Origin of the sequence: Pseudomonas extremorientalis, from assembly GCF_001870465.1 — a bacterium.
Taxonomy (GTDB): domain Bacteria; phylum Pseudomonadota; class Gammaproteobacteria; order Pseudomonadales; family Pseudomonadaceae; genus Aquipseudomonas; species Aquipseudomonas extremorientalis.
This window is the reverse complement of the sequence record NZ_MDGK01000017.1, coordinates 381,955-401,843: the sequence shown is the minus strand read 5'-3', so window position 1 is coordinate 401,843 and position 19,889 is coordinate 381,955. Positions and strand designations below refer to the sequence as shown.

The following is a 19,889-nucleotide window of genomic DNA, read 5'->3' as shown; positions in this document are numbered from 1 at the left end:
ACTGACCTGATTAGGAGATTTATCATGGCTTTCGAATTGCCGCCGCTGCCCTACGCACACGATGCCCTGCAGCCGCACATCTCCAAGGAAACCTTGGAATACCACCACGACAAGCACCACAACACCTATGTCGTGAACCTGAACAACCTGGTGCCAGGCACCGAGTTCGAAGGCAAGACCCTGGAAGAGATCGTCAAATCCTCTTCGGGCGGTATCTTCAACAACGCTGCCCAGGTCTGGAACCACACCTTCTACTGGAACTGCCTGGCGCCAAACGCCGGCGGCCAACCTACCGGCGCGCTGGCTGAAGCCATCAACGCGGCGTTCGGTTCGTTCGACAAGTTCAAGGAAGAGTTCACCAAGACCTCCGTCGGCACCTTCGGCTCCGGTTGGGGCTGGCTGGTGAAAAAGGCTGACGGTTCCCTGGCCCTGGCCAGCACCATCGGCGCCGGCAACCCGCTGACCAGCGGCGACACCCCGCTGCTGACCTGCGACGTGTGGGAACACGCCTACTACATCGACTACCGCAACGTGCGTCCAAAGTATGTGGAAGCGTTCTGGAACCTGGTCAACTGGAAGTTCGTGGCTGAGCAGTTCGAAGGCAAGACCTTCACTGCCTAAGCACTGCTTGCAGTAAAAAAAGAGCCCGGCGAATGCCGGGCTTTTTTGTGCGTGATGGAACTGAGTGACAGGCCTTTGCCACGCAGTCTCTGGAGGAATCAGCCTCTCTTATCTGTCGGAGAAATCACAATGACCATTGGCGCACTCGCAGCTCTGCCTATCGTTGGCGACGTTGTTAAAACCGCTGGCGACATCACCAAGTCCCTCTTACCGCTTGCCCAACCCTTTGCTGACGTGGCAGCCAAGACTTTGGGGAAAATGCTTGACCAGGCTTTCGAACCCACCAAAAAATCGGTTGATTATTCGAACACACTGGAATTAGGAAACCGCACGCTGAAGTTTTAAACGACCCGCCGCCGCGGCTCGTAACGGGCGGGCGGACAGCAATCCGCCTCGCTCCCCTCCTTCAAACCCGGTTAACCCCAATGTTCCTTTGACTGCCCTCACCAGATTGCCAATACTCATGGCATATTGAGGCTACCCGCATGGAACAAGGAATGACCCTTTGAAGCTGGAACTCAAGAACAGCTTGTCGGTGAAGTTGCTACGGGTTGTGCTGCTGTCGGCATTGATCGTGGGCGTCGTGCTGAGCGTGGCGCAGATCGTCTTTGATGCCTACAAGACACGCCAGGCCGTAGCCGGCGATGCCCAGCGCATCCTCGACATGTTTCGCGACCCCTCGACCCAGGCCGTCTACAGCCTGGACCGCGAGATGGGCATGCAAGTGATTGAGGGCCTGTTCCAGGATGACGCCGTGCGCATGGCGTCCATCGGCCACCCCAACGAAACCATGCTGGCAGAAAAAAGCCGTGCCTTGCAGCGAGCGCCCAGCCGCTGGTTGACCGACCTGATTCTTGGCCGGGAACGCACCTTCACCACGGCGCTGGTGGGCAAAGGCCCCTACAGCGAGTATTACGGCGACCTGAGCATCACCCTCGACACCGCGACTTATGGCCAGGGCTTTATCGTCAACTCGGTGATCATCTTCATTTCCGGGGTGTTACGTGCCCTGGCCATGGGCCTGGTGCTGTACCTGGTCTATCACTGGCTGCTGACCAAGCCGCTGTCACGGATCATCGAGCACCTGACGTCGATCAACCCGGACCGGCCCAGCGAACACAAGATCCCGCAGCTCAAGGGCCACGAGCGCAACGAGTTGGGGCTGTGGATCAACACCGCCAACCAATTACTCGAATCCATCGAACGTAACACCCATTTGCGTCATGAGGCCGAAAGCAGCCTGTTGCGCATGGCCCAGTACGACTTCCTCACCGGCCTGCCGAACCGCCAGAAACTGCAGGAGCAACTGGACAAGATTCTCATCGACGCCGGCCGTCGACAACGGCGCGTAGCGGTATTGTGCGTGGGGCTGGATGACTTCAAGAGCGTCAACGAACAGTTCACCTACCAGGCCGGTGACAAATTGTTGCTGGCCTTGGCCGACCGATTGCGTGCCCACAGCGGCCGCCTCGGCGCACTCGCCCGACTGGGCGGCGACCAGTTCGCCCTGGTGCAGGCCGATATCGACCAGCCTTACGAGGCCGCCGAGCTGGCACAAAGCATTCTGGACGACCTGGAGGCGGAGTTCGCTCTCGACCACGAAGGCATCCGCCTGCGCGCCACCATCGGCATCACCCTGTTCCCGGAAGACGGCGACAGCACCGAAAAGCTGCTGCAAAAAGCCGAACAGACCATGACCCTGGCCAAGACCCGTTCGCGCAACCGTTATCAGTTCTATATCGCCAGCGTCGACAGCGAAATGCGCCGCCGCCGCGAGCTGGAAAAAGACCTGCGCGAAGCGCTCAGTCGCAACCAATTCCATTTGGTGTACCAACCGCAGATCAGCTACCGCGATCACCGCGTGGTCGGTGTGGAGGCGCTGATCCGCTGGCAGCATCCAGAGCATGGCCTGGTACCGCCGGACCTGTTTATCCCGCTGGCCGAGCAGAACGGCACCATTATTCCGATTGGCGAATGGGTACTGGACCAGGCCTGCCGGCAATTGCGCGAATGGCACGACCTGGGCTTCACCGACCTGCGCATGGCGGTCAATTTGTCCACCGTGCAACTGCACCACACCGAACTGCCACGGGTGGTCAATAACCTGATGCAGATCTACCGCCTGCCGCCGCGCAGCCTGGAACTGGAAGTCACCGAAACCGGCCTGATGGAAGACATCAGCACCGCGGCCCAGCATCTGCTGAGCCTGCGTCGTTCCGGGGCGTTGATTGCCATTGATGACTTTGGCACCGGTTACTCATCCCTCAGCTACTTGAAAAGCCTGCCCCTGGACAAGATCAAGATCGACAAGAGCTTCGTCCAGGACCTGCTGGACGATGACGACGATGCCACCATCGTGCGCGCGATCATCCAACTGGGCAAAAGCCTGGGCATGCAGGTGATCGCCGAAGGCGTGGAAACCGCTGAGCAGGAGGCCTACATCATCTCCGAGGGCTGCCATGAGGGTCAGGGTTACCACTACAGCAAACCCTTGCAGGCCAGGGAGCTGGCGGCATTTCTCAAGCAGTCGGAGCGTAACAACGCCGTCATTCTTTGACCGGCCAAAACGATACTGAATATTTCCCGCGTATAACCCTTTACACAAAATGCAAATCTTTCGCATTATGTCGCAGTTTTTGCGCTCCCCCCGCGCGCCCCATCAACAACCGAAGCAGGATGTTCGCCATGATTCGTATGCCCCTGGCCACCGCCAGTCTGCTGGCCATTGCCATTTCTCTCGCCGGCTGTGGCGAAGGTAAAGACAAGGCCGCAGCGCCACAGGCGCCGACCCCGGCTGCCAGCACTACCGCTCCAGCGGCTGCCACCCCTGCCGGCCAGGTCGACGAAGCGGCCGCCAAGGCCGTGGTCGCGCATTACGCAGACATGGTATTTGCGGTCTACAGCGATGCCGAGTCCACCGCGAAAACCCTGCAAACCGCGATCGACGCGTTCCTCGCCAAGCCGAACGACGAAACCCTGAAAGCCGCACGTACCGCCTGGATCGCCGCCCGCGTCCCGTACCTGCAGAGCGAAGTGTTCCGCTTCGGCAACACCATCATCGACGACTGGGAAGGCCAGGTGAACGCATGGCCGCTGGACGAAGGCCTGATCGACTACGTCGACAAGTCCTACGAACACGCCCTGGGCAACCCGGGCGCCACCGCCAATATCATTGCCAACACCCAGATCCAGGTCGGCGAAGACAAGGTCGACGTGAAGGACATCACGCCGGAAAAACTCGCCAGCCTCAATGAGCTGGGCGGTTCCGAAGCCAACGTCGCCACCGGCTACCACGCCATCGAATTCCTGCTGTGGGGCCAGGACCTGAACGGCACCGGCCCAGGCGCCGGCAACCGTCCGGCGTCGGACTACCTGACGGGCGACGGTGCCACCGGTGGCCACAACGAGCGCCGCCGCACTTACCTGCGTGCCGTGACCCAACTGCTGGTCAGCGACCTGGAAGAAATGGTCGGCAACTGGAAACCCAACGTCGAAGACAACTACCGCGCCACCCTGGAGGCGGAACCTGCCACCGACGGCCTGCGCAAAATGTTGTTCGGCATGGGCAGCCTGTCCCTGGGCGAGCTGGCCGGTGAGCGCATGAAGGTGTCCCTGGAAGCCAACTCGCCGGAAGACGAACAGGACTGCTTCAGCGACAACACGCACAACTCGCACTTCTACGACGCCAAGGGCATCCGCAACGTCTACCTGGGCGAGTACACCCGCGTCGACGGCACCAAAATGACCGGCGCCAGCCTGTCGTCCCTGGTGGCCAAGGCCGACCCGGCTGCCGACACCGCCTTGAAAGCGGACCTGGCGGCAACCGAAGCGAAGATCCAGGTCATGGTGGACCACGCCAACAAGGGTGAGCACTACGACCAGTTGATCGCAGCCGGCAATGACGCAGGCAACCAGATCGTGCGCGACGCCATCGCCGCACTGGTCAAGCAGACTGGCTCGATCGAAGCGGCAGCGGGCAAGCTGGGTATCAGCGACCTGAACCCGGATAACGCTGATCACGAGTTCTGATCCAGGTGGGAGGGGGCCTGCTCCCGATAGCGGTGTGTCAGTGAAGCACATGTTTACTGACACACCGCCATCGGGGCAAGCCCCCTCCCACATTTGACTGCATTGCCTCAAACCCCGGTTTACATGCCTTGCACCCCAGGTAGAATGGCGCCTCTGCCCTACCTCGAGCGAATTTCATGGCGTTGCCGACCCTGCGTATCATCGGTTTCATCATCGGCATCTTCCTGATCACCCTCGCGATCGCCATGGTCGTGCCCATGGCCACCCTGGTGATTTTCGAACGCACCAGCGACCTGCCTTCGTTCCTGTGGGCCAGCATGATCACCTTTCTCGCCGGCCTGGCCCTGGTGATTCCCGGTCGCCCCGAGCATGTGCACCTGCGCCCGCGGGACATGTACCTGCTGACCGTCAGCAGCTGGGTGGTGGTGTGTGTCTTCGCCGCGCTGCCCTTTCTGTTGACCCAGCACATCAGCTACACCGACTCGTTCTTCGAAAGCATGTCCGGCATCACCGCCACCGGCTCCACGGTGTTGAGCGGCCTGGACACCCTGTCGCCTGGCATCCTGATGTGGCGCTCGCTGCTGCACTGGCTCGGTGGTATCGGTTTTATCGGCATGGCGGTAGCGATCCTGCCGCTGCTGCGCATCGGTGGCATGCGCCTGTTCCAGACCGAGTCCTCGGACCGCTCGGAAAAAGTCATGCCCCGCTCGCACATGGTGGCGCGGCTGATCGTGGCGGCCTACGTGGGTATCACCATCCTTGGCAGCCTGGCGTTCTGGTGGGCGGGCATGGGCCTGTTCGATGCAATCAACCACGCAATGTCGGCGATTTCCACCGGCGGCTTCTCCACCTCGGATGAGTCCCTGGCCCATTGGAAACAACCGGCGGTGCACTGGGTGGCGGTGGTGGTGATGATTCTCGGCAGCCTGCCGTTCACCCTGTATGTGGCCACGTTGCGCGGCAACCGCAAGGCACTGATCAAGGATCAGCAGGTACAAGGCTTGCTCGGTTTGCTGATCGTGACCTGGTTGGTGCTCGGTACCTGGTACTGGTGGACCACCAACCTGCATTGGCTCGATGCCCTGCGCCATGTGGCGTTGAACGTGACCTCGGTGGTCACCACCACCGGTTTCGCGTTGGGGGACTACAGCCTGTGGGGCAACTTCTCACTGATGCTGTTCTTCTACCTGGGGTTTATCGGTGGTTGCTCGGGCTCGACAGCCGGCGGGATCAAGATCTTCCGTTTCCAGGTCGCCTACATCCTGCTCAAGGCCAACTTGAACCAGCTGATTCACCCGCGCGCGGTGATCAAGCAAAAGTACAACGGCCACCGCCTGGATGAAGAGATCGTGCGTTCGATCCTGACGTTTTCGTTTTTCTTTGCCATCACCATCTGCGCCATCGCCCTCGCGTTGTCGCTGCTGGGCCTGGACTGGATGACCGCCTTGACCGGCGCCGCCAGCACGGTGTCCGGTGTCGGCCCGGGCCTGGGGGAAACCATCGGCCCGGCGGGCAACTTCGCCAGCCTGCCGGATGCGGCCAAATGGATCCTGTCATTGGGCATGCTGCTCGGTCGACTCGAGATCATTACGGTCTTTGTTCTGTGTATTCCGGCTTTTTGGCGTCACTGACAACCGAGGTTTCCAACAACCGCGTCCGGTATTCGCCGGGCGTGGCATCGAACCAGCGACGAAACGCACGGAAGAAGTTGCTCGGGTCGGCAAAACCCAACAGGTAGGCGATTTCCAGCAAGGTCATGCTCGGCTGTGCCAGGTATTGCTCGGCGAGTTCGCGTCGGGTGTCGTCGAGCAGGGTCTGGAAGCTGGTGCCCTCCTCTTGTAGCCGCCGCTGCAAGGTGCGCTGGGACAGGTGCAACGTCTGCGCCACCACTTCACGCTTGGGCTCGCCCTGGGGCAACAGCCGGCACAGCACTTGCCGCGCCTTGTGGGTCACGCGGCTTTCCGAGAAACGCGCCAGGTATTCACCGGCAAATCGATCATGCAACAGCGCCATGGCCTCGTTGGCCGTGGGCAGCGGCGCTTCCATGTCGGCCCGCTCGAAAATCAACGCGTCGTAGGGCGCGTTGAACTCCAGGGGTGCGTGGAAGGCTTGTTTGTACGGGCCAAGGTCCGCCGGCTGATCACCTTGCAGCACCACCTTGCGCGGCTGCAGGGTGCGGCCGGTGAGCCAGCCACACAACGCCAGGGCACTGGCCAGCGAGGCTTCGGCGCTTTGCCGCGTCGGCGGCAGGTGATCGCCATGCACCGTCAGAATCAGCGCATACCCTTCGGGGATCAGTCGGAAACTCAGGTCGGCACTTTCAGCGATGATGCGCTGGTAACGCACCAGGCGCATAAAACCCTCGGCGAGGGTGTTGCTGGACATCAGCGCATAGCCGGCCACATGAAACGACGCCGGCCGCACCACTTTGCCCATGTTCAGACCGATCGCCGGATTGCCCGACAGCTCCACCGCGCGCTGCCACAGGCGGGTCATGCAATCCTGTGGAAACCGCGCATCGGGGTCATTCAGGGCGGCGTAGTCCAGGCCCAGTTGCCTGAACAAGGCGCGGCAATCCAGGCCGTCCATTTCCAGTGCCTTGACTATCCCCATCGCCCAGCTTGCAGAAGTTGTTCGTTCGCTCATGGCGTCTTCTTAATAAAGCAGGCTCAAACGACAGCCAGGAAGCCAAGGATACTAAAGTGGCATCTATTGTCACTGGCTGTTACTACTGATCACTCTAGACTCAAATAAGCTCCCCGCCGAACATCTGTTGGGCGGCATAACAATCAAAGGGCCAGCCACTGTGGAAAACATCAAGCGATTCAATAGCTTTGCTGAGTTCTACCCCTACTACCTGGCCGAGCACGCCAACAGTACCTGCCGGCGCCTGCATTTCATCGGTACCACGCTGGTAATCGGCATTCTGGCGTATGCCATCGGCCGGGGTTCGTTGGGCTTGCTGGTCGCGTTGCCGATTGCCGGCTACAGCTTTGCCTGGGTCGGCCACTTCTTCTTCGAAAAGAACCGCCCGGCGACCTTTCAGCACCCGTTTTACAGCTTGTTGGGGGACTTTGTGATGTACCGCGACATGATTCTGGGCAAGGTGCCGTTCTAGGCGAACGACCGTTTAAACGATGAAAGTTCCTGCATCCGGCGACATAAAAATCTTTTTGTCATTTGCGGTGCTGTATCCTGCCAAGGCTTTTTGAGAGCGCGGAATCACCTGCGATTGAAAAAACAGACCTTGCGAGGAGCGACGACGATGCACGAGATACCTAATCTCCCCTTCCCAAGCCTGCACCCTACAGAGCAGCCAACACCGCAGCAGGCCAGCGATAAACAGCCTGAGGCCAAAAAAGAAGCCAAACCAGTCGACAGCAAAAGCCAGGACTGACGCCGTACCAGACCGTGTGGAAAGCGCAACGTTAAGCGCTTTCCACACTGCCTGAATGAATCGAGGCCCCGCCATGACCGATACCCTCCCCGACAACCCGGACACCGCTGTACTCGACGCAGCCCTGCAGATGGTCGAGGTGTGGAACCGCCTCAGCGCGGAGAAACAGGCCGTACTGCTCAAGCGTTTCGGCACCCAGGAAAACGCGCTGGCCGCCCTGGTCACCACCCAACTGCTGGCCCCTGCGCGCGCCTGAGGTCTTTTTGATCCGAGGTTTTTGTGTTTTAGCGCCCTGCGCGAAGCAAACCACCGGTATCATTAGCAACCTATCTTTACCTGCTGCGACAGTGGACCCCTCCCATGCTCGATACCCAGCGCCCCATGGCGGTCACGCTGCAAGTTGTTTCCATCGTCCTGTTCACCTTCATCGGCTACCTGAATATCGGCATCCCCCTGGCCGTGTTGCCGGGCTATGTCCACAGTGAACTGGGCTACGGCGCGGTGATTGCCGGCCTGGTGATCAGTGTGCAATACCTGGCTACCCTGCTGAGCCGCCCGTACGCGGGCAAGATCATCGACAACCTGGGGAGCAAGCGCGCCGTGCTGATCGGCCTGGCCGGCTGCGGCCTGAGCGGCGTGTTCATGCTGCTCGCTGCGTGGTTCTCCAGCCTGCCGGCCTTGAGCCTGGGCAGCCTGTTGATCGGCCGCCTGGTGCTGGGCAGCGCGGAAAGCCTGGTGGGCTCGGGCGCCATCGGCTGGGGCATCGGCCGGGTCGGCGCGCAGAACACCGCCAAGGTCATTTCCTGGAACGGCATCGCCAGCTACGGCGCACTGGCGGTCGGTGCACCGTTGGGCGTCGTGCTGGTGAAGAGTTTCGGGTTGTGGAGCATGGGGGTCAGCATCATCCTGCTGGCCATCGTCGGCCTGCTGTTGGCCTGGAACAAGGTCGCCGCACCGATCGTGGCCGGCGTGCGCCTGCCCTTCATGAATGTGCTGGGCCGGGTATTGCCCCACGGCTGCGCGCTGGCGCTGGGCTCGATTGGATTTGGCACCATCGCGACCTTCATCACCCTGTACTACACCACCCAGCACTGGGATAACGCGGTGTGGGCATTGAGCCTGTTCGGCGCCAGCTTTATCGGTGCACGGCTGCTGTTCGGCAACCTGATCAACCGGATCGGCGGGTTTCGCGTGGCGATTGCCTGCCTGTCGGTGGAGATCCTCGGCCTGCTGTTGCTATGGCTCGCCCCGGATGCCAGCCTGGCCCTGGCCGGCGCGGCGTTGAGCGGGTTTGGCTTCTCCCTGGTGTTTCCCGCCTTGGGCGTCGAAGCCGTCAACTTGGTACCGGCGTCCAGCCGAGGCTCGGCGGTGGGGGCTTACTCGCTGTTTATCGACCTGTCGTTGGGCATCACCGGCCCGCTCGCCGGTGCCGTGGCGGCGGGGTTTGGCTTTGCGTCGATCTTCCTGTTCGCCGCCCTCGCCGCCTTGGGTGGCTTGCTGCTCAGTGTTTACCTGTACCGACAAGCGCCGAAAGCCCGTGAGGCACGCGGCGACTAAAAATCGACCTTGCCACGCCCAGCCTTGATGCTGCCGCGCTTGGTCTTGGATTCGAGGCGACGCTTTTTCGAGCCCAGGGTCGGCTTGGTCGGGCGGCGCTTTTTCTCCACCTTGGTAGCGCTGAGGATCAACTCCACCAGGCGCTCCAGCGCATCCGCGCGGTTCTGCTCCTGGGTCCGGTATTGTTGCGCCTTGAGCACCAGCACGCCTTCGCTGGTAATGCGACTGTCACGCAGCGCCAGCAACCGTTCCTTGTAGAAGTCCGGCAGCGACGATGCGGGAATATCAAAGCGCAGGTGCACGGCGCTCGACACCTTGTTGACGTTCTGCCCACCAGCGCCCTGGGCGCGGATAGCGGTCAGCTCGACCTCGGCATCCGGCAGGTGCACGTTGTTGGAAATTACCAGCATCAATCAAAAACCTTAGGCAACGGACAAGCCCAACTCAGACAAGAGCATCGACGCCTGGGCTTTGGAAATCACGGCGCCTTTGAACAGTTTGGCATCATTGAGGCGAAACCCGCTCAAATCCGCACCGCGTAGGTCGGCGTCGGCAAAGTTGGCGCCATTGATGCGAGCATGGGCGAGGCTGCAATCGATCAGCTCAGCCTTGCGAAAGTCGGCATCAGACAAATCGCTGTCGGAAAAATCCAGGTTATTCAGCACGGTGCGTGCGAACGACAATCCAGACAGAAAAGCGCTGTTCAGCCGCGTTTCGCTGAAACTCAGGCCCAGCGAGGCGCAATGGGTGAAGTTGGCGCCGGTCAACTTGCAGTGTTCAAAACTGGCCTGGGAAAGCTTGCTGCGCTGCCAGCGGGTGTTGTTCAGGTCGCAGTTGTGGAATTGCGCTTCCAGCAGGTTGGCCGCTTCGAAAATGGCAAGGCTGGCACGGCAGCTTTTCCACAGCGTGCCTTCCAGGCGAGCCCCCAAGAAAGAAGTCTGGACCAGGATGCAGCGTTCGAACACCCAATGATCCAGGGTCATGCGCGACAAATCGGCGCCGCTCAAGTCCACGCCAGTGAGGCGCAAGGGGCCGGAGTGCTGGTCAATCAGGTCTTCCAACTCATCACGCTGAAAGGCGCCGCCGTCGATATCGATGTGTTGCATGGGACCTCCGGGCACGCTCGAAAAAACCAGGGGCGATTCTAACCCGCTCACCCAAACAAAAAACCCGGCACGGCGCCGGGTCTGCTGTTTGAGGAAAGGTCCTACTCCAGAACTGCCCCCGTTGTGCTCACGGCCGCACGTGCCTTGCGTTTGTTCTTGATCCCATAACACACCGCCATAAACGCCACCCACACCGGAATCGCGTACACCGACACCTGGATCCCCGGGATCATCAGCATGATCACCAGGATGAACACCACGAACGCCAGGCAAACGAAGTTGCCGTAGGGGTACCACAACGCCTTGAACAGCGGCACCTGGCCGGTGCGGTTCATGTGCTGGCGGAATTTGAAGTGGGAGAAGCTGATCATCGCCCAGTTGATCACCAGCGTGGCCACCACCAGGGACATCAGCAGTTCCAGCGCGTGCTGCGGAATCAGGTAGTTCATCAACACCGCCACCAGGGTGATCGCCGCCGAGGCGAGGATGGAACGCACCGGCACGCCGCGCTTGTCGATCTTGGCCAATGCCTTGGGCGCATCGCCCTGCTCGGCCATGCCCAGCAACATGCGGCTGTTGCAGTAGGTGCCGCTGTTGTATACCGACAGCGCCGCCGTCAGCACCACAAAGTTAAGGATATGCGCGGCGGTGTTGCTGCCCAGCATCGAGAACACCTGCACGAACGGGCTGCCGCTGTAGGCATCACCGGAAGCGTTGAGGGTTTCCAGCAGGCTGTCCCACGGCGTCAGCGACAACAGCACCACCAGGGCGCCGATGTAGAAGATCAGGATGCGATAGATCACCTGGTTGATCGCCTTCGGGATCACGGTACGTGGCTTATCCGCCTCGGCAGCGGTGAAACCGAGCATTTCCAGGCCGCCAAAGGAGAACATGATGATCGCCATGGCCATCACCAATCCGCCGACGCCGTGGGGGAAGAAACCACCGTGGTCCCACAGGTTGCTCACCGACGCCTGCGGCCCGCCGCTGCCGCTGACCAGCAGGTAGCTGCCCAGGGCGATCATGCCGACGATGGCCACCACCTTGATGATGGCGAACCAGAACTCGGCCTCACCGAACACTTTGACGTTGGCCAGGTTGATCAGGTTGATCAGCACGAAGAACGCCGCGGCCGAGACCCAGGTCGGGATCTCCGGCCACCAGTAGTGCACGTATTTGCCGACGGCGGTCAGTTCCGACATGCCCACCAGGATGTACAAAATCCAGCAGTTCCACCCCGACAGGAAGCCGGCGAAACCACCCCAGTACTTGTGGGCAAAGTGGCTGAAGGAACCGGCGACCGGCTCTTCGACGATCATTTCGCCAAGCTGGCGCATGATCATGAAGGCAATGAAGCCGCAGATGGCATAACCCAGGATCATCGACGGCCCGGCGGATTTGAGCACCCCGGCCGAGCCGAGGAACAGGCCGGTACCGATGGCGCCACCGAGGGCGATCAGCTGGATATGCCGGTTTTTCAGGCCGCGTTTCAGCTCGCCTGAAGAGGAATGGGGTCCACTCATGAAAAGGGTCTCACGCAAGGTTTGAGAATTTTGACTGCAGGTTGCTGCGTTGAATCAACGACTCAAGCAGCGCCGCTCAAACCCCAGCGCAGGCACCAGGAGTACAGCGTCTTTCTTACGGTCATGCGTCACCTGTTTGTTTTTATCTGTGACGAAATCGAACCCGTCCGGCTCGTGGCCAGGCGGAGTGATCAGGGTGGGTAAACCCTGAGGTCTTGGCCTTTTGCGTGGATACGCAAGGGGGTCACAGTAAAACGCGGCGCATTGTACACCGCTCGACAGCTTGGGGCCGCCTGCTCAAGGCGAGTGCGACGATCTGTCAGGTAATCCTTACAGGAAAGAATCGGCCAACAATGTGGTGATTTGCGCGTAAATTAATCGTTACAGCATGGAAAATTCACGTTACAGCTGTGATCTGAATAAAAAATGGCGGTCAGAAATTTCCCGTAATTCAGCAGCGCCAGCTGTCTGTTTTTCCTGAAGAAAAAATCAAACCGGGAAAACAGAACAAAAAATCCAAATGAAACCGTGTCAATAAAAATTTTGCATTTTGAAACACTCTCTCCTAGGTTCTTTCCACTTGCCCACGAAGCCCGTTGGCAAGCCGTTCTCAAACACCGTCCTCTAGGAGATACACCATGCAAGCACTGGAAAACGACCTGGAAACCGAACTGCAACTCGACGACTGGTTTGAAGCGCCGACCCATGAGGCGGCCGTTGAAATGATGCAAGCTGACGCCGTTGTGCCATTTGGCACCGCGATGTGGCCTTTCTAAAAGCCGGCACGCTCCCGGCAGGTGCCGTGCACGGCACCTGCTCCCTTACCCAAGGCACAGAAGGATGTACGTCATGGACAAGGCCCGCGCCGTCGAACACTTTCTCTACTACCTCGCGCACCATCCGGCCCTCAGTGGCCTGAGCCGCCCCACCGTGCTGCTGGGCCATACCGAGCGCTACGACGCCATCGCCCAGGCGATCACCCAGGGCAGCGCCGCGCGTTTCAACTTCCAGGTGCAGCGCCTGGACCTGGCCGCCAGCGACACCCTGGCCACAGCCATCGAAGCCTGCGACCTGTACCTGTTTCTCTACGACTCCTCTACCCTGCCCAACCCACGCGCCGAAGGCCCGGACTTCATCCGTGCCCTGCAGGGCGTGATGGCCGAACACTGGAAAAAATCCCTGCTGTTCAAGGATTACGGCGACTATTTCTACGACACCTTCAGCGTCGAGCCGCAGCGCATCGCCGACCTCAACGCCACGCTGATTCGGCGCATGTCCCAGGCCAACGTGCTGAGCTTTACCGACAAACATGGCTCGCGGCTGGAAGCGCCAATGAGCAGCATCAAGAAGTGGACCAATATCAACGGCGTCGGCAACCACGACCTGGCGCCGGGTGAGATCGCCACCCACAGCGAAGCGATCAATGGCCAGGTGCGGTTTGTCGGCACCTTTCTCAGCACCATCCCGTTCGCACGCAAATACGGCGTGCTGGAGTCACCGCTGGAGCTGTGGATCGAGAACTCGACCATCTGCAGCGTGGCCAGTGAAGTGCCGGGGTTGGCCGATGATTTCAACAAGTACCTGAATGCCAATCCGTCGAACCGGCGTGTGGAAGAGTTGGGGATTGGTACCAATGAAGGGGTGAAGGACCTGTATGCGCGCAACGCCGGGTTCGAGGAGCGCCATTGCGGGTTGCACCTGGGACTGGGAGGTGGGCAGAAAGGCAGCCATCATCTGGATCTGATCTTTGCCAGTGGGGTGTTGGCGCTGGATGACAAGCCGGTGTTTGACGGGTCCTTTGCGTTCTGAGCAAAGCGTTAACCAACGCTGAAAATCTGAATGTGGGAGGGGGCTTGCCCCCGATGGCAGTCGGTCAGTTGATGTATGTGGTGGCTGCCATACCGCTATCGGGGGCAAGCCCCCTCCCACAGTTGAATGCATTTCAAATTCAGATAAAAAAAAACGCCAACCCGAGGGTTGGCGTTTTTTATGCGGCGATCAAATCACTGCGGCTTCTTGCGACCAAAACCAGGACGCTGGCCGGAACCGGCCGGTGCGCCACGGCGCTTGCCAGACGGCTCGTCCGCGACCAGTTTCGGGCCAGGGCGCTTGTTCGCCGCCGGCTTGGCTGGACGCTTGGTGCTGGCGTTGTCGGCTGGGCGATCCGCTTCACCTCGGTTGCTGCGACCACCGGCCGGGGCCGGACGCGGTGCACGCGGCGCACGCTCGCCTTCCTGACGCGACGGCGCGGTTGGGCGGCGCTCACCTTCGATCTGCGGCTCTCGGGAGATACGACCGCCAGTCGCCGGTGCATTCAACGCAGGTCGCAGGGTGCGGGCAACACGCTCGGTGCGCGCCACCGGGCGCGACGATTTACGCTGCATCCGCTCAAGCTTGTCTTTGCTCTTGGCGTTCATCTGCGGCATCGCCACCGGCGTCAGGCCGACTTCGGCGCTGAGGATGTCGACTTCGTACTGGCTCATTTCGCGCCAGCGGCCCATCGGCAGGTCGGAGTTGAGGAACACCGGACCGAAACGCACGCGCTTCAGGCGGCTGACCACCAGGCCCTGGGATTCCCACAGGCGACGCACTTCACGGTTACGGCCTTCCATCACCACGCAGTGGTACCAGTGGTTGAAACCTTCGCCACCCGGTGCCTGCTTGATGTCGGTGAACTTGGCCGGGCCGTCTTCCAGCACCACGCCCGCCTTGAGGCGCTCGATCATCTCGTCATCGACTTCACCGCGTACACGCACGGCGTACTCGCGGTCCATCTCGTAGGACGGGTGCATCAGGCGGTTGGCCAGCTCACCGTCAGTGGTGAACATCAGCAAGCCGGTGGTGTTGATGTCCAGACGACCGATGTTGATCCAGCGGCCTTCTTTGGGCTTGGGCATCTTGTCGAACACGGTCGGACGGCCTTCCGGGTCGTCACGGGTGCAGATCTCGCCATCGGGTTTGTTGTACATGATCACGCGGCGCACCGATTCGGCGGCCTCTTCACGCTTGATGACCTTGCCATCGATGGTGATTGCGTCGTGCAGGTCGACGCGCTGGCCGAGGGTAGCCTCGACGCCGTTGACCTTGATGCGCTTCTGGGTGATCCAGGCTTCGACGTCGCGGCGCGAGCCCACGCCGATACGCGCCAGCACCTTTTGCAGTTTTTCGCCTGCTGGGCCGATTTCCTGGCTGTCGTTCTGGTCTTTGTCGTTCATCTTAAGCACCTCCCGGTGGGTCGATTCAGGCATGGCCTGAAGAGTGTTGAAAGCGGGGCTTTGGCCGAATAGCTCGGCAAAGGGTCGCGAATCATACGCGCATGGCGCGCGTTGCGCATCAGAGACTAGTCGATTAGTGGCCGGCAGTCGGTTTTTCCGCCGACCGGTGAGCCATGTGGGATCCGTGTCAATCTTCGAACTGGCGACGCTCGGCCTCGATGGCTTCGGCCAGGGCCCGGGCTTCGTCTTCTTCCTCGCTCAACGGCGGCTGTTCGAGAGCGGCGACGGCGGCCAGGAGTTTTTCGCGGGCTTCAGCGACGCCGAGGATGTCTTCTTCAGGGTCGGGTTCTGGCTCGGGATCGGTTTCCTGGGGTTCTGCCTCAGTCGCACCGTCACGCAACAAGTCATCAAAGTCGGTCTTGATGCCCTGCTCCATGTCGTCCAGTTCCAGCAGCAAGGTATGGAAACTGGTTTCGTCCTTCGGCTCTTCCGGCTCGGCGGTGGCGTCGGCCAGTTCCTGCAGGCCGGCCGGGACGGGGGCGTCGTCGAAGTCGAGCACCGGCTCGGCTTCCATCTCGCGCAATTCGGCCAGCGGCGGCAGGTCGTCGAGGTTTTTCAGGTTGAAATGGTCGAGGAACACCTTGGTGGTGGCAAACATCGCCGGTTTGCCGGGCACGTCACGGTAACCGACGATGCGGATCCACTCGCGCTCCAGCAGCGTCTTGACGATGTGGCTGTTGACCGCCACGCCCCGCACGTCCTCGATCTCGCCCCGGGTGATGGGCTGGCGATAGGCGATCAGCGCCATGGTCTCCAGCATCGCCCGCGAGTAGCGCTGGGGGCGCTCTTCCCACAGGCGGCCCACCCAAGGGGAAAATTTCTCACGAATCTGCAGGCGATAACCCGACGCCACCTCGCGCAGTTCGAACGCACGACCGTCGCAGGACTTGCGCAGAATCTCCAGCGCCTTCTTGAACACCGGCGGTTCGGGGCGTTCGGCTTCTTCAAAGAGTTCGAACAAGCGTTCCAGGGATTGCGGTTTGCCCGACGCCAGTAGGAAAGCTTCCAGCAGCGGTGCCAGTTCGCGGGGTTCAGTCAGATTCATCGATTCAGCTCGTTATTCGGCTCGCGCCCGCACGTGGATAGCCGCAAAAGGCTCATTCTGGACCAGCTCGACCAAGGACTCCTTGACCAGTTCGAGGATCGCCATAAACGTCACCACCACTCCCAGGCGCCCTTCTTCGGCGGTGAACAGCTCGACAAACGGCACAAAACCGCCGCCCTTGAGGCGCTCCAGTACGTCGCTCATGCGCTCGCGGGTGGACAGCGCCTCGCGGCTGACCTGGTGACTTTCAAACATATCGCCACGGCGCAGCACCTCGGCCATGGACATCAGCAATTCTTCCAGGGTCACGTCCGGCAACAGTTTGCGCGCACGGGCCTCGGGGGCATCCAGCTTGGGCACCACCACGTCGCGGCCCACCCGGCTCAAGCCATCGATGCCTTCGGCGGCGGCCTTGAAGCGTTCGTACTCCTGCAGGCGGCGGATCAGTTCCGCGCGTGGGTCGTCTTCTTCGGCTTCCACCGTCTCCGAACGCGGCAACAGCATGCGTGACTTGATCTCGGCGAGCATGGCAGCCATCACCAGGTACTCGGCGGCCAGCTCCAGGCGCACCGACTGCATCAACTCCACATAGCCCATGTACTGGCGGGTGATCTCTGCCACCGGGATGTCGAGGATGTTGATGTTCTGCTTGCGGATCAGGTACAGCAGCAAGTCCAGCGGGCCTTCGAACGCCTCAAGGAAGACTTCCAGCGCGTCCGGCGGAATGTACAGGTCCAGGGGCATTTCCATGACCGCCTGGCCATACACCATGGCAAACGGCAGTTCCTGCTGGGCCCCCGCCTGGCTGTCGACGGTTTCCACGGCCGACATTCAGGCCTCGACCATGAACGGAGCCGGATCGCCGCAACCCACGCGGATCACTTCGGGTTCGCCGTCGGCCAGGTTGATCACGGTGGAGGCCTTGTTGCCGCCGTAGCCGCCGTCGATGATCAGGTCGACGTGCTTTTCCAACAGCCGGCGCATTTCGTAAGGATCGTACAGCGGCTCGTCTTCACCCGGCATGATCAACGACACGCTCATCAACGGCTCACCCAGCTCTTCGAGGAGCGCCAGGGCAATGGGGTGCTCTGGCACCCGCAGGCCGATGGTGCGTTTCTTGGGGTGCAGCAGCAGGCGCGGCACTTCGCGGGTAGCGTTGAGAATAAAGGTGTAGGGCCCCGGCGTGTGCGCCTTGAGCAGGCGAAAGGTGCCGGTGTCGACCTTGGCAAACAGCCCCAACTGGGACAGGTCGCTGCAGATCAGCGCGAAGTTGTGCTTGTCGTCCAACTGACGCAGGCGTCTTACCCGCTCGACCGCACCCTTGTCGCCGATCTGGCAACCGATGGCGTAGGACGAGTCGGTGGGGTAGATCACCACGCCGCCGGCGCGGATGATCTCGACGGCCTGTTTGATCAGGCGCGCCTGGGGGTTTTCCGGATGAATCTGGAAGAATTGACTCACGTGTTCTACCTGTTCAGACGGTGGCAATAATGGGGTCATGCTTGAATCGCCCCCACAAGAGCGGCAAATCTTCCGGGACGGGGCGATACTCGCCGATCTCGGACCAGCCGCCTGGGCCATGAAAATCACTGCCGGCGCTGACCAGCAGACCAAATTCGCGGGCAAGAATCGCCAGGCTGCCGACCTGTTCGGCGGGTTGATGCCCGTTGACCACTTCGATTGCGTGGCCGCCCGCTCCAATATAGTCGGCAATCAGCTTGCGGCGCTTGCTGCGGGTGAAATCGTAGTGCCAGGGATGGGCCAGGCTGACCCAGGCCCCGGAGGCCCGCAGGGTCTCGACGGTGTCTTCCAGGGTCGGCCAGTGTTGCTTCACATCCCCCAACTTGCCGGCGCCCAGCCATTTGCGGAACGCTTCGGCGCGGTCCTTTACAAAACCTTCACGTACCATCCAGTCGGCAAAGTGCGGCCGGGCCGGTGCGTTACCGCTGTCACCCAGTTCCTGCTGGATGGCGCGGGCGCCGTCCAGGGCACCGGACATACCTTTGAGGCCGAGTTTGCGGCTTATTTCTTCGGACCGCAGCCAGCGACCATCGTGCAGTTGGGCGATGGCTTCAACCAAAGGCGGGGCTTTTTGATCAAAACCGTAGCCGAGCACATGAATGGTGGCGCCGCCCCAGGTGCAGGACAATTCCACACCGTTGACCAACTGCATGCCCAAGGCATGCGCGGCTTCCCGGGCTTCGTCGAGGCCTTCGAGGGTGTCGTGGTCGGTCAACGCCAGGACTCGCACGCCTTTTTCAAACGCACGCGCAACCAGTACCGCGGGCGCCAGGGCACCGTCGGAGGCCGTGCTGTGGCAGTGCAAATCAACATTCACGGGGATCTGTAACCTCAAGTCAGCTGGCGCTTTCGCTACCAAGGATGTTTGTTATTATGCCGCCACATCCAGCTTCTGGCTCTTACTGTGAAACAATTCATCGACTTCATCCCGCTGTTGCTGTTTTTCATCGTTACCAAGCTCGACCCCAGGGTCATCGAAATCGCCGGTCATGCGTTCTCGTTCGGGGGCATCTACAGCGCCACCGCCGTACTGATCATCAGCTCTATCGTCGTCTACGGCGCCATTTTCATCTCCCAGCGCAAGCTGGAAAAAAGCCAATGGCTCACCCTGGTCGCATGCCTGGTATTCGGCGGCCTGACCCTGGCGTTCCACAGCGAAACCTTCCTCAAATGGAAAGCACCGGTGGTGAACTGGCTGTTCGCCCTGGTCTTTATCGGCAGCCACTTCATCGGTGACCGCCTGTTGATCAAGCGGATCATGGGACACGCGCTGACCCTGCCGGATCCGGTGTGGACACGCTTGAACGTTGCGTGGATCGTGTTTTTCCTGTTCTGCGGCGCCGCCAACCTGTTCGTGGCCTTTACCTTCCAGGACTACTGGGTCGACTTCAAGGTCTTCGGCAGCCTGGCCATGACCGTGCTGTTCCTGGTCGGCCAGGGTATCTACCTGTCGCGCCACCTGCATGACGTCGCCCCTACCACCCCGAAAACCGAGGATTGACATGCTCTACGCCATCATTGCCACCGACGTTGCCGACTCGCTGGAAAAACGCCTGAGCGTGCGCCCGGCCCATGTCGAACGCCTCAAGCAGCTGCAGGCCGAAGGCCGTATCGTGCTGGCGGGTCCACACCCTGCTGTAGACAGCAACGACCCAGGCGACGCCGGTTTCACCGGTAGCCTGATCGTCGCCGAGTTTGCCTCCCTGGCCGATGCCCAGGCCTGGGCCAAGGCTGATCCTTATGTAGCTGCCGGCGTTTACGCCGACGTCGTGATCAAGCCGTTCAAGCAAGTCCTGCCTTGATAACGGCCACGCC

Annotated in this window: 21 protein-coding genes; 12 read left to right on the top strand and 9 right to left on the bottom strand. The window is 60.8% G+C overall.

Annotation, left to right across the window (positions count from 1 at the left end; genetic code table 11):
• Positions 1-24 precede the first annotated feature (24 nt).
• The 5 genes from BFN10_RS09355 (at position 25) to BFN10_RS09335 (ending at position 6,281) form a co-directional block, all read left to right on the top strand.
• Positions 25-621, top strand: coding sequence for a superoxide dismutase (locus tag BFN10_RS09355; protein ID WP_003212997.1), 597 nt, complete (start codon positions 25-27; stop codon positions 619-621).
• 129 nt (positions 622-750) lie between these two features.
• Complete coding sequence (locus BFN10_RS09350) at positions 751-966, top strand: hypothetical protein (RefSeq protein WP_071489434.1); 216 nt, start codon at positions 751-753, stop codon at positions 964-966.
• A gap of 160 nt (positions 967-1,126) precedes the next feature.
• Positions 1,127-3,178, top strand: coding sequence for a putative bifunctional diguanylate cyclase/phosphodiesterase (locus tag BFN10_RS09345; protein WP_071489433.1), 2,052 nt, complete (start codon positions 1,127-1,129; stop codon positions 3,176-3,178).
• Positions 3,179-3,306: 128 nt separating this feature from the next.
• A complete protein-coding gene (locus BFN10_RS09340) occupies positions 3,307-4,650 on the top strand; it encodes an imelysin family protein (RefSeq protein ID WP_071489432.1) in 1,344 nt (447 codons plus the stop codon).
• A 176-nt stretch (positions 4,651-4,826) separates the two neighbouring features.
• On the top strand, positions 4,827-6,281 hold the full coding sequence (locus BFN10_RS09335) for a TrkH family potassium uptake protein (protein WP_071489431.1): 1,455 nt from the start codon (positions 4,827-4,829) through the stop codon (positions 6,279-6,281).
• Here BFN10_RS09335 and BFN10_RS09330 read toward each other — a convergent pair.
• The gene (locus BFN10_RS09330; RefSeq protein WP_071489430.1) at positions 6,238-7,296 is read right to left on the bottom strand and encodes an AraC family transcriptional regulator; all 1,059 of its coding nucleotides are present in this window, start codon (positions 7,294-7,296) and stop codon (positions 6,238-6,240) included. The genes BFN10_RS09335 and BFN10_RS09330 overlap by 44 nt on opposite strands.
• A gap of 160 nt (positions 7,297-7,456) precedes the next feature.
• Between BFN10_RS09330 and BFN10_RS09325 the strand changes: the two genes are divergently transcribed.
• The 3 genes from BFN10_RS09325 (at position 7,457) to BFN10_RS09310 (ending at position 9,604) form a co-directional block, all read left to right on the top strand.
• Positions 7,457-7,768, top strand: a complete 312-nt coding sequence (locus tag BFN10_RS09325) for an Mpo1-like protein (RefSeq protein WP_071489429.1) — start codon at positions 7,457-7,459, stop codon at positions 7,766-7,768.
• Between the two features lie 352 nt (positions 7,769-8,120).
• Complete coding sequence (locus BFN10_RS09315; RefSeq protein WP_071489427.1) at positions 8,121-8,303, top strand: hypothetical protein; 183 nt, start codon at positions 8,121-8,123, stop codon at positions 8,301-8,303.
• A 104-nt stretch (positions 8,304-8,407) separates the two neighbouring features.
• A complete protein-coding gene (locus BFN10_RS09310; protein WP_071489426.1) occupies positions 8,408-9,604 on the top strand; it encodes an MFS transporter in 1,197 nt (398 codons plus the stop codon).
• Here the strand turns inward: BFN10_RS09310 and arfB are convergent.
• The 3 genes from arfB to BFN10_RS09295 all read right to left on the bottom strand — a co-directional run bounded on the left by arfB (position 9,601) and on the right by BFN10_RS09295 (position 12,233).
• Positions 9,601-10,014: an alternative ribosome rescue aminoacyl-tRNA hydrolase ArfB gene (arfB, locus tag BFN10_RS09305; protein WP_071489425.1), complete on the bottom strand. Its 414-nt coding sequence runs from the start codon at positions 10,012-10,014 to the stop codon at positions 9,601-9,603. The genes BFN10_RS09310 and arfB overlap by 4 nt on opposite strands.
• Before the next feature lie 12 nt (positions 10,015-10,026).
• Positions 10,027-10,710, bottom strand: a complete 684-nt coding sequence (locus BFN10_RS09300; protein ID WP_071489424.1) for a pentapeptide repeat-containing protein — start codon at positions 10,708-10,710, stop codon at positions 10,027-10,029.
• 101 nt (positions 10,711-10,811) lie between these two features.
• Positions 10,812-12,233, bottom strand: coding sequence for an amino acid permease (locus BFN10_RS09295; protein WP_071489423.1), 1,422 nt, complete (start codon positions 12,231-12,233; stop codon positions 10,812-10,814).
• Between the two features lie 638 nt (positions 12,234-12,871).
• On the opposite strand from BFN10_RS09295, the gene BFN10_RS29435 reads away from it, so the two are divergent.
• Positions 12,872-13,009 carry a hypothetical protein gene (locus tag BFN10_RS29435; RefSeq protein WP_003175756.1) on the top strand — a complete coding sequence of 46 codons (138 nt, stop codon included), beginning with the start codon at positions 12,872-12,874 and terminating at the stop codon, positions 13,007-13,009.
• A 73-nt stretch (positions 13,010-13,082) separates the two neighbouring features.
• Entirely contained in the window at positions 13,083-14,042 is a 960-nt protein-coding gene (locus BFN10_RS09290) for a CgnE/CgnB domain-containing protein (protein ID WP_071489422.1), read from the top strand.
• Between the two features lie 194 nt (positions 14,043-14,236).
• Here BFN10_RS09290 and rluB read toward each other — a convergent pair whose 3' ends face one another.
• From rluB to BFN10_RS09265, 5 genes are all read right to left on the bottom strand, one after another.
• Complete coding sequence (gene rluB / locus BFN10_RS09285) at positions 14,237-15,448, bottom strand: 23S rRNA pseudouridine(2605) synthase RluB (protein ID WP_010208149.1); 1,212 nt, start codon at positions 15,446-15,448, stop codon at positions 14,237-14,239.
• 187 nt (positions 15,449-15,635) lie between these two features.
• Complete coding sequence (gene scpB, locus BFN10_RS09280; RefSeq protein ID WP_071489421.1) at positions 15,636-16,553, bottom strand: SMC-Scp complex subunit ScpB; 918 nt, start codon at positions 16,551-16,553, stop codon at positions 15,636-15,638.
• 12 nt (positions 16,554-16,565) lie between these two features.
• Positions 16,566-17,264: a segregation and condensation protein A gene (locus BFN10_RS09275; protein ID WP_173668612.1), complete on the bottom strand. Its 699-nt coding sequence runs from the start codon at positions 17,262-17,264 to the stop codon at positions 16,566-16,568.
• Between the two features lie 120 nt (positions 17,265-17,384).
• Positions 17,385-18,014, bottom strand: a complete 630-nt coding sequence (locus BFN10_RS09270; protein WP_016975422.1) for an L-threonylcarbamoyladenylate synthase — start codon at positions 18,012-18,014, stop codon at positions 17,385-17,387.
• Positions 18,015-18,027: 13 nt separating this feature from the next.
• Complete coding sequence (locus BFN10_RS09265) at positions 18,028-18,891, bottom strand: PHP domain-containing protein (protein WP_071489419.1); 864 nt, start codon at positions 18,889-18,891, stop codon at positions 18,028-18,030.
• Between the two features lie 87 nt (positions 18,892-18,978).
• On the opposite strand from BFN10_RS09265, the gene BFN10_RS09260 reads away from it, so the two are divergent.
• Both BFN10_RS09260 and BFN10_RS09255 read left to right on the top strand, forming a co-directional pair.
• Positions 18,979-19,575, top strand: a complete 597-nt coding sequence (locus BFN10_RS09260) for a septation protein A (RefSeq protein WP_071489418.1) — start codon at positions 18,979-18,981, stop codon at positions 19,573-19,575.
• Between the two features lies 1 nt (position 19,576).
• Positions 19,577-19,876 carry a YciI family protein gene (locus BFN10_RS09255; protein ID WP_071489417.1) on the top strand — a complete coding sequence of 100 codons (300 nt, stop codon included), beginning with the start codon at positions 19,577-19,579 and terminating at the stop codon, positions 19,874-19,876.
• Positions 19,877-19,889 lie beyond the last annotated feature (13 nt).

Bases quoted from the DNA above. Each gene is read 5' to 3' on its own strand.
- BFN10_RS09355 (WP_003212997.1), top strand. From the start codon at position 25: ATGGCTTTCGAATTGCCGCCGCTGCCCTACGCACACGATGCCCTGCAG.
- BFN10_RS09350 (WP_071489434.1), top strand. From the start codon at position 751: ATGACCATTGGCGCACTCGCAGCTCTGCCTATCGTTGGCGACGTTGTT.
- BFN10_RS09340 (WP_071489432.1), top strand. From the start codon at position 3,307: ATGATTCGTATGCCCCTGGCCACCGCCAGTCTGCTGGCCATTGCCATT.
- BFN10_RS09335 (WP_071489431.1), top strand. From the start codon at position 4,827: ATGGCGTTGCCGACCCTGCGTATCATCGGTTTCATCATCGGCATCTTC.
- BFN10_RS09330 (WP_071489430.1), bottom strand. From the start codon at position 7,296: ATGAGCGAACGAACAACTTCTGCAAGCTGGGCGATGGGGATAGTCAAG.
- BFN10_RS09315 (WP_071489427.1), top strand. From the start codon at position 8,121: ATGACCGATACCCTCCCCGACAACCCGGACACCGCTGTACTCGACGCA.
- BFN10_RS09310 (WP_071489426.1), top strand. From the start codon at position 8,408: ATGCTCGATACCCAGCGCCCCATGGCGGTCACGCTGCAAGTTGTTTCC.
- arfB (WP_071489425.1), bottom strand. From the start codon at position 10,014: ATGCTGGTAATTTCCAACAACGTGCACCTGCCGGATGCCGAGGTCGAG.
- BFN10_RS09300 (WP_071489424.1), bottom strand. From the start codon at position 10,710: ATGCAACACATCGATATCGACGGCGGCGCCTTTCAGCGTGATGAGTTG.
- BFN10_RS09295 (WP_071489423.1), bottom strand. From the start codon at position 12,233: ATGAGTGGACCCCATTCCTCTTCAGGCGAGCTGAAACGCGGCCTGAAA.
- BFN10_RS29435 (WP_003175756.1), top strand. From the start codon at position 12,872: ATGCAAGCACTGGAAAACGACCTGGAAACCGAACTGCAACTCGACGAC.
- BFN10_RS09290 (WP_071489422.1), top strand. From the start codon at position 13,083: ATGGACAAGGCCCGCGCCGTCGAACACTTTCTCTACTACCTCGCGCAC.
- rluB (WP_010208149.1), bottom strand. From the start codon at position 15,448: ATGAACGACAAAGACCAGAACGACAGCCAGGAAATCGGCCCAGCAGGC.
- scpB (WP_071489421.1), bottom strand. From the start codon at position 16,553: ATGAATCTGACTGAACCCCGCGAACTGGCACCGCTGCTGGAAGCTTTC.
- BFN10_RS09255 (WP_071489417.1), top strand. From the start codon at position 19,577: ATGCTCTACGCCATCATTGCCACCGACGTTGCCGACTCGCTGGAAAAA.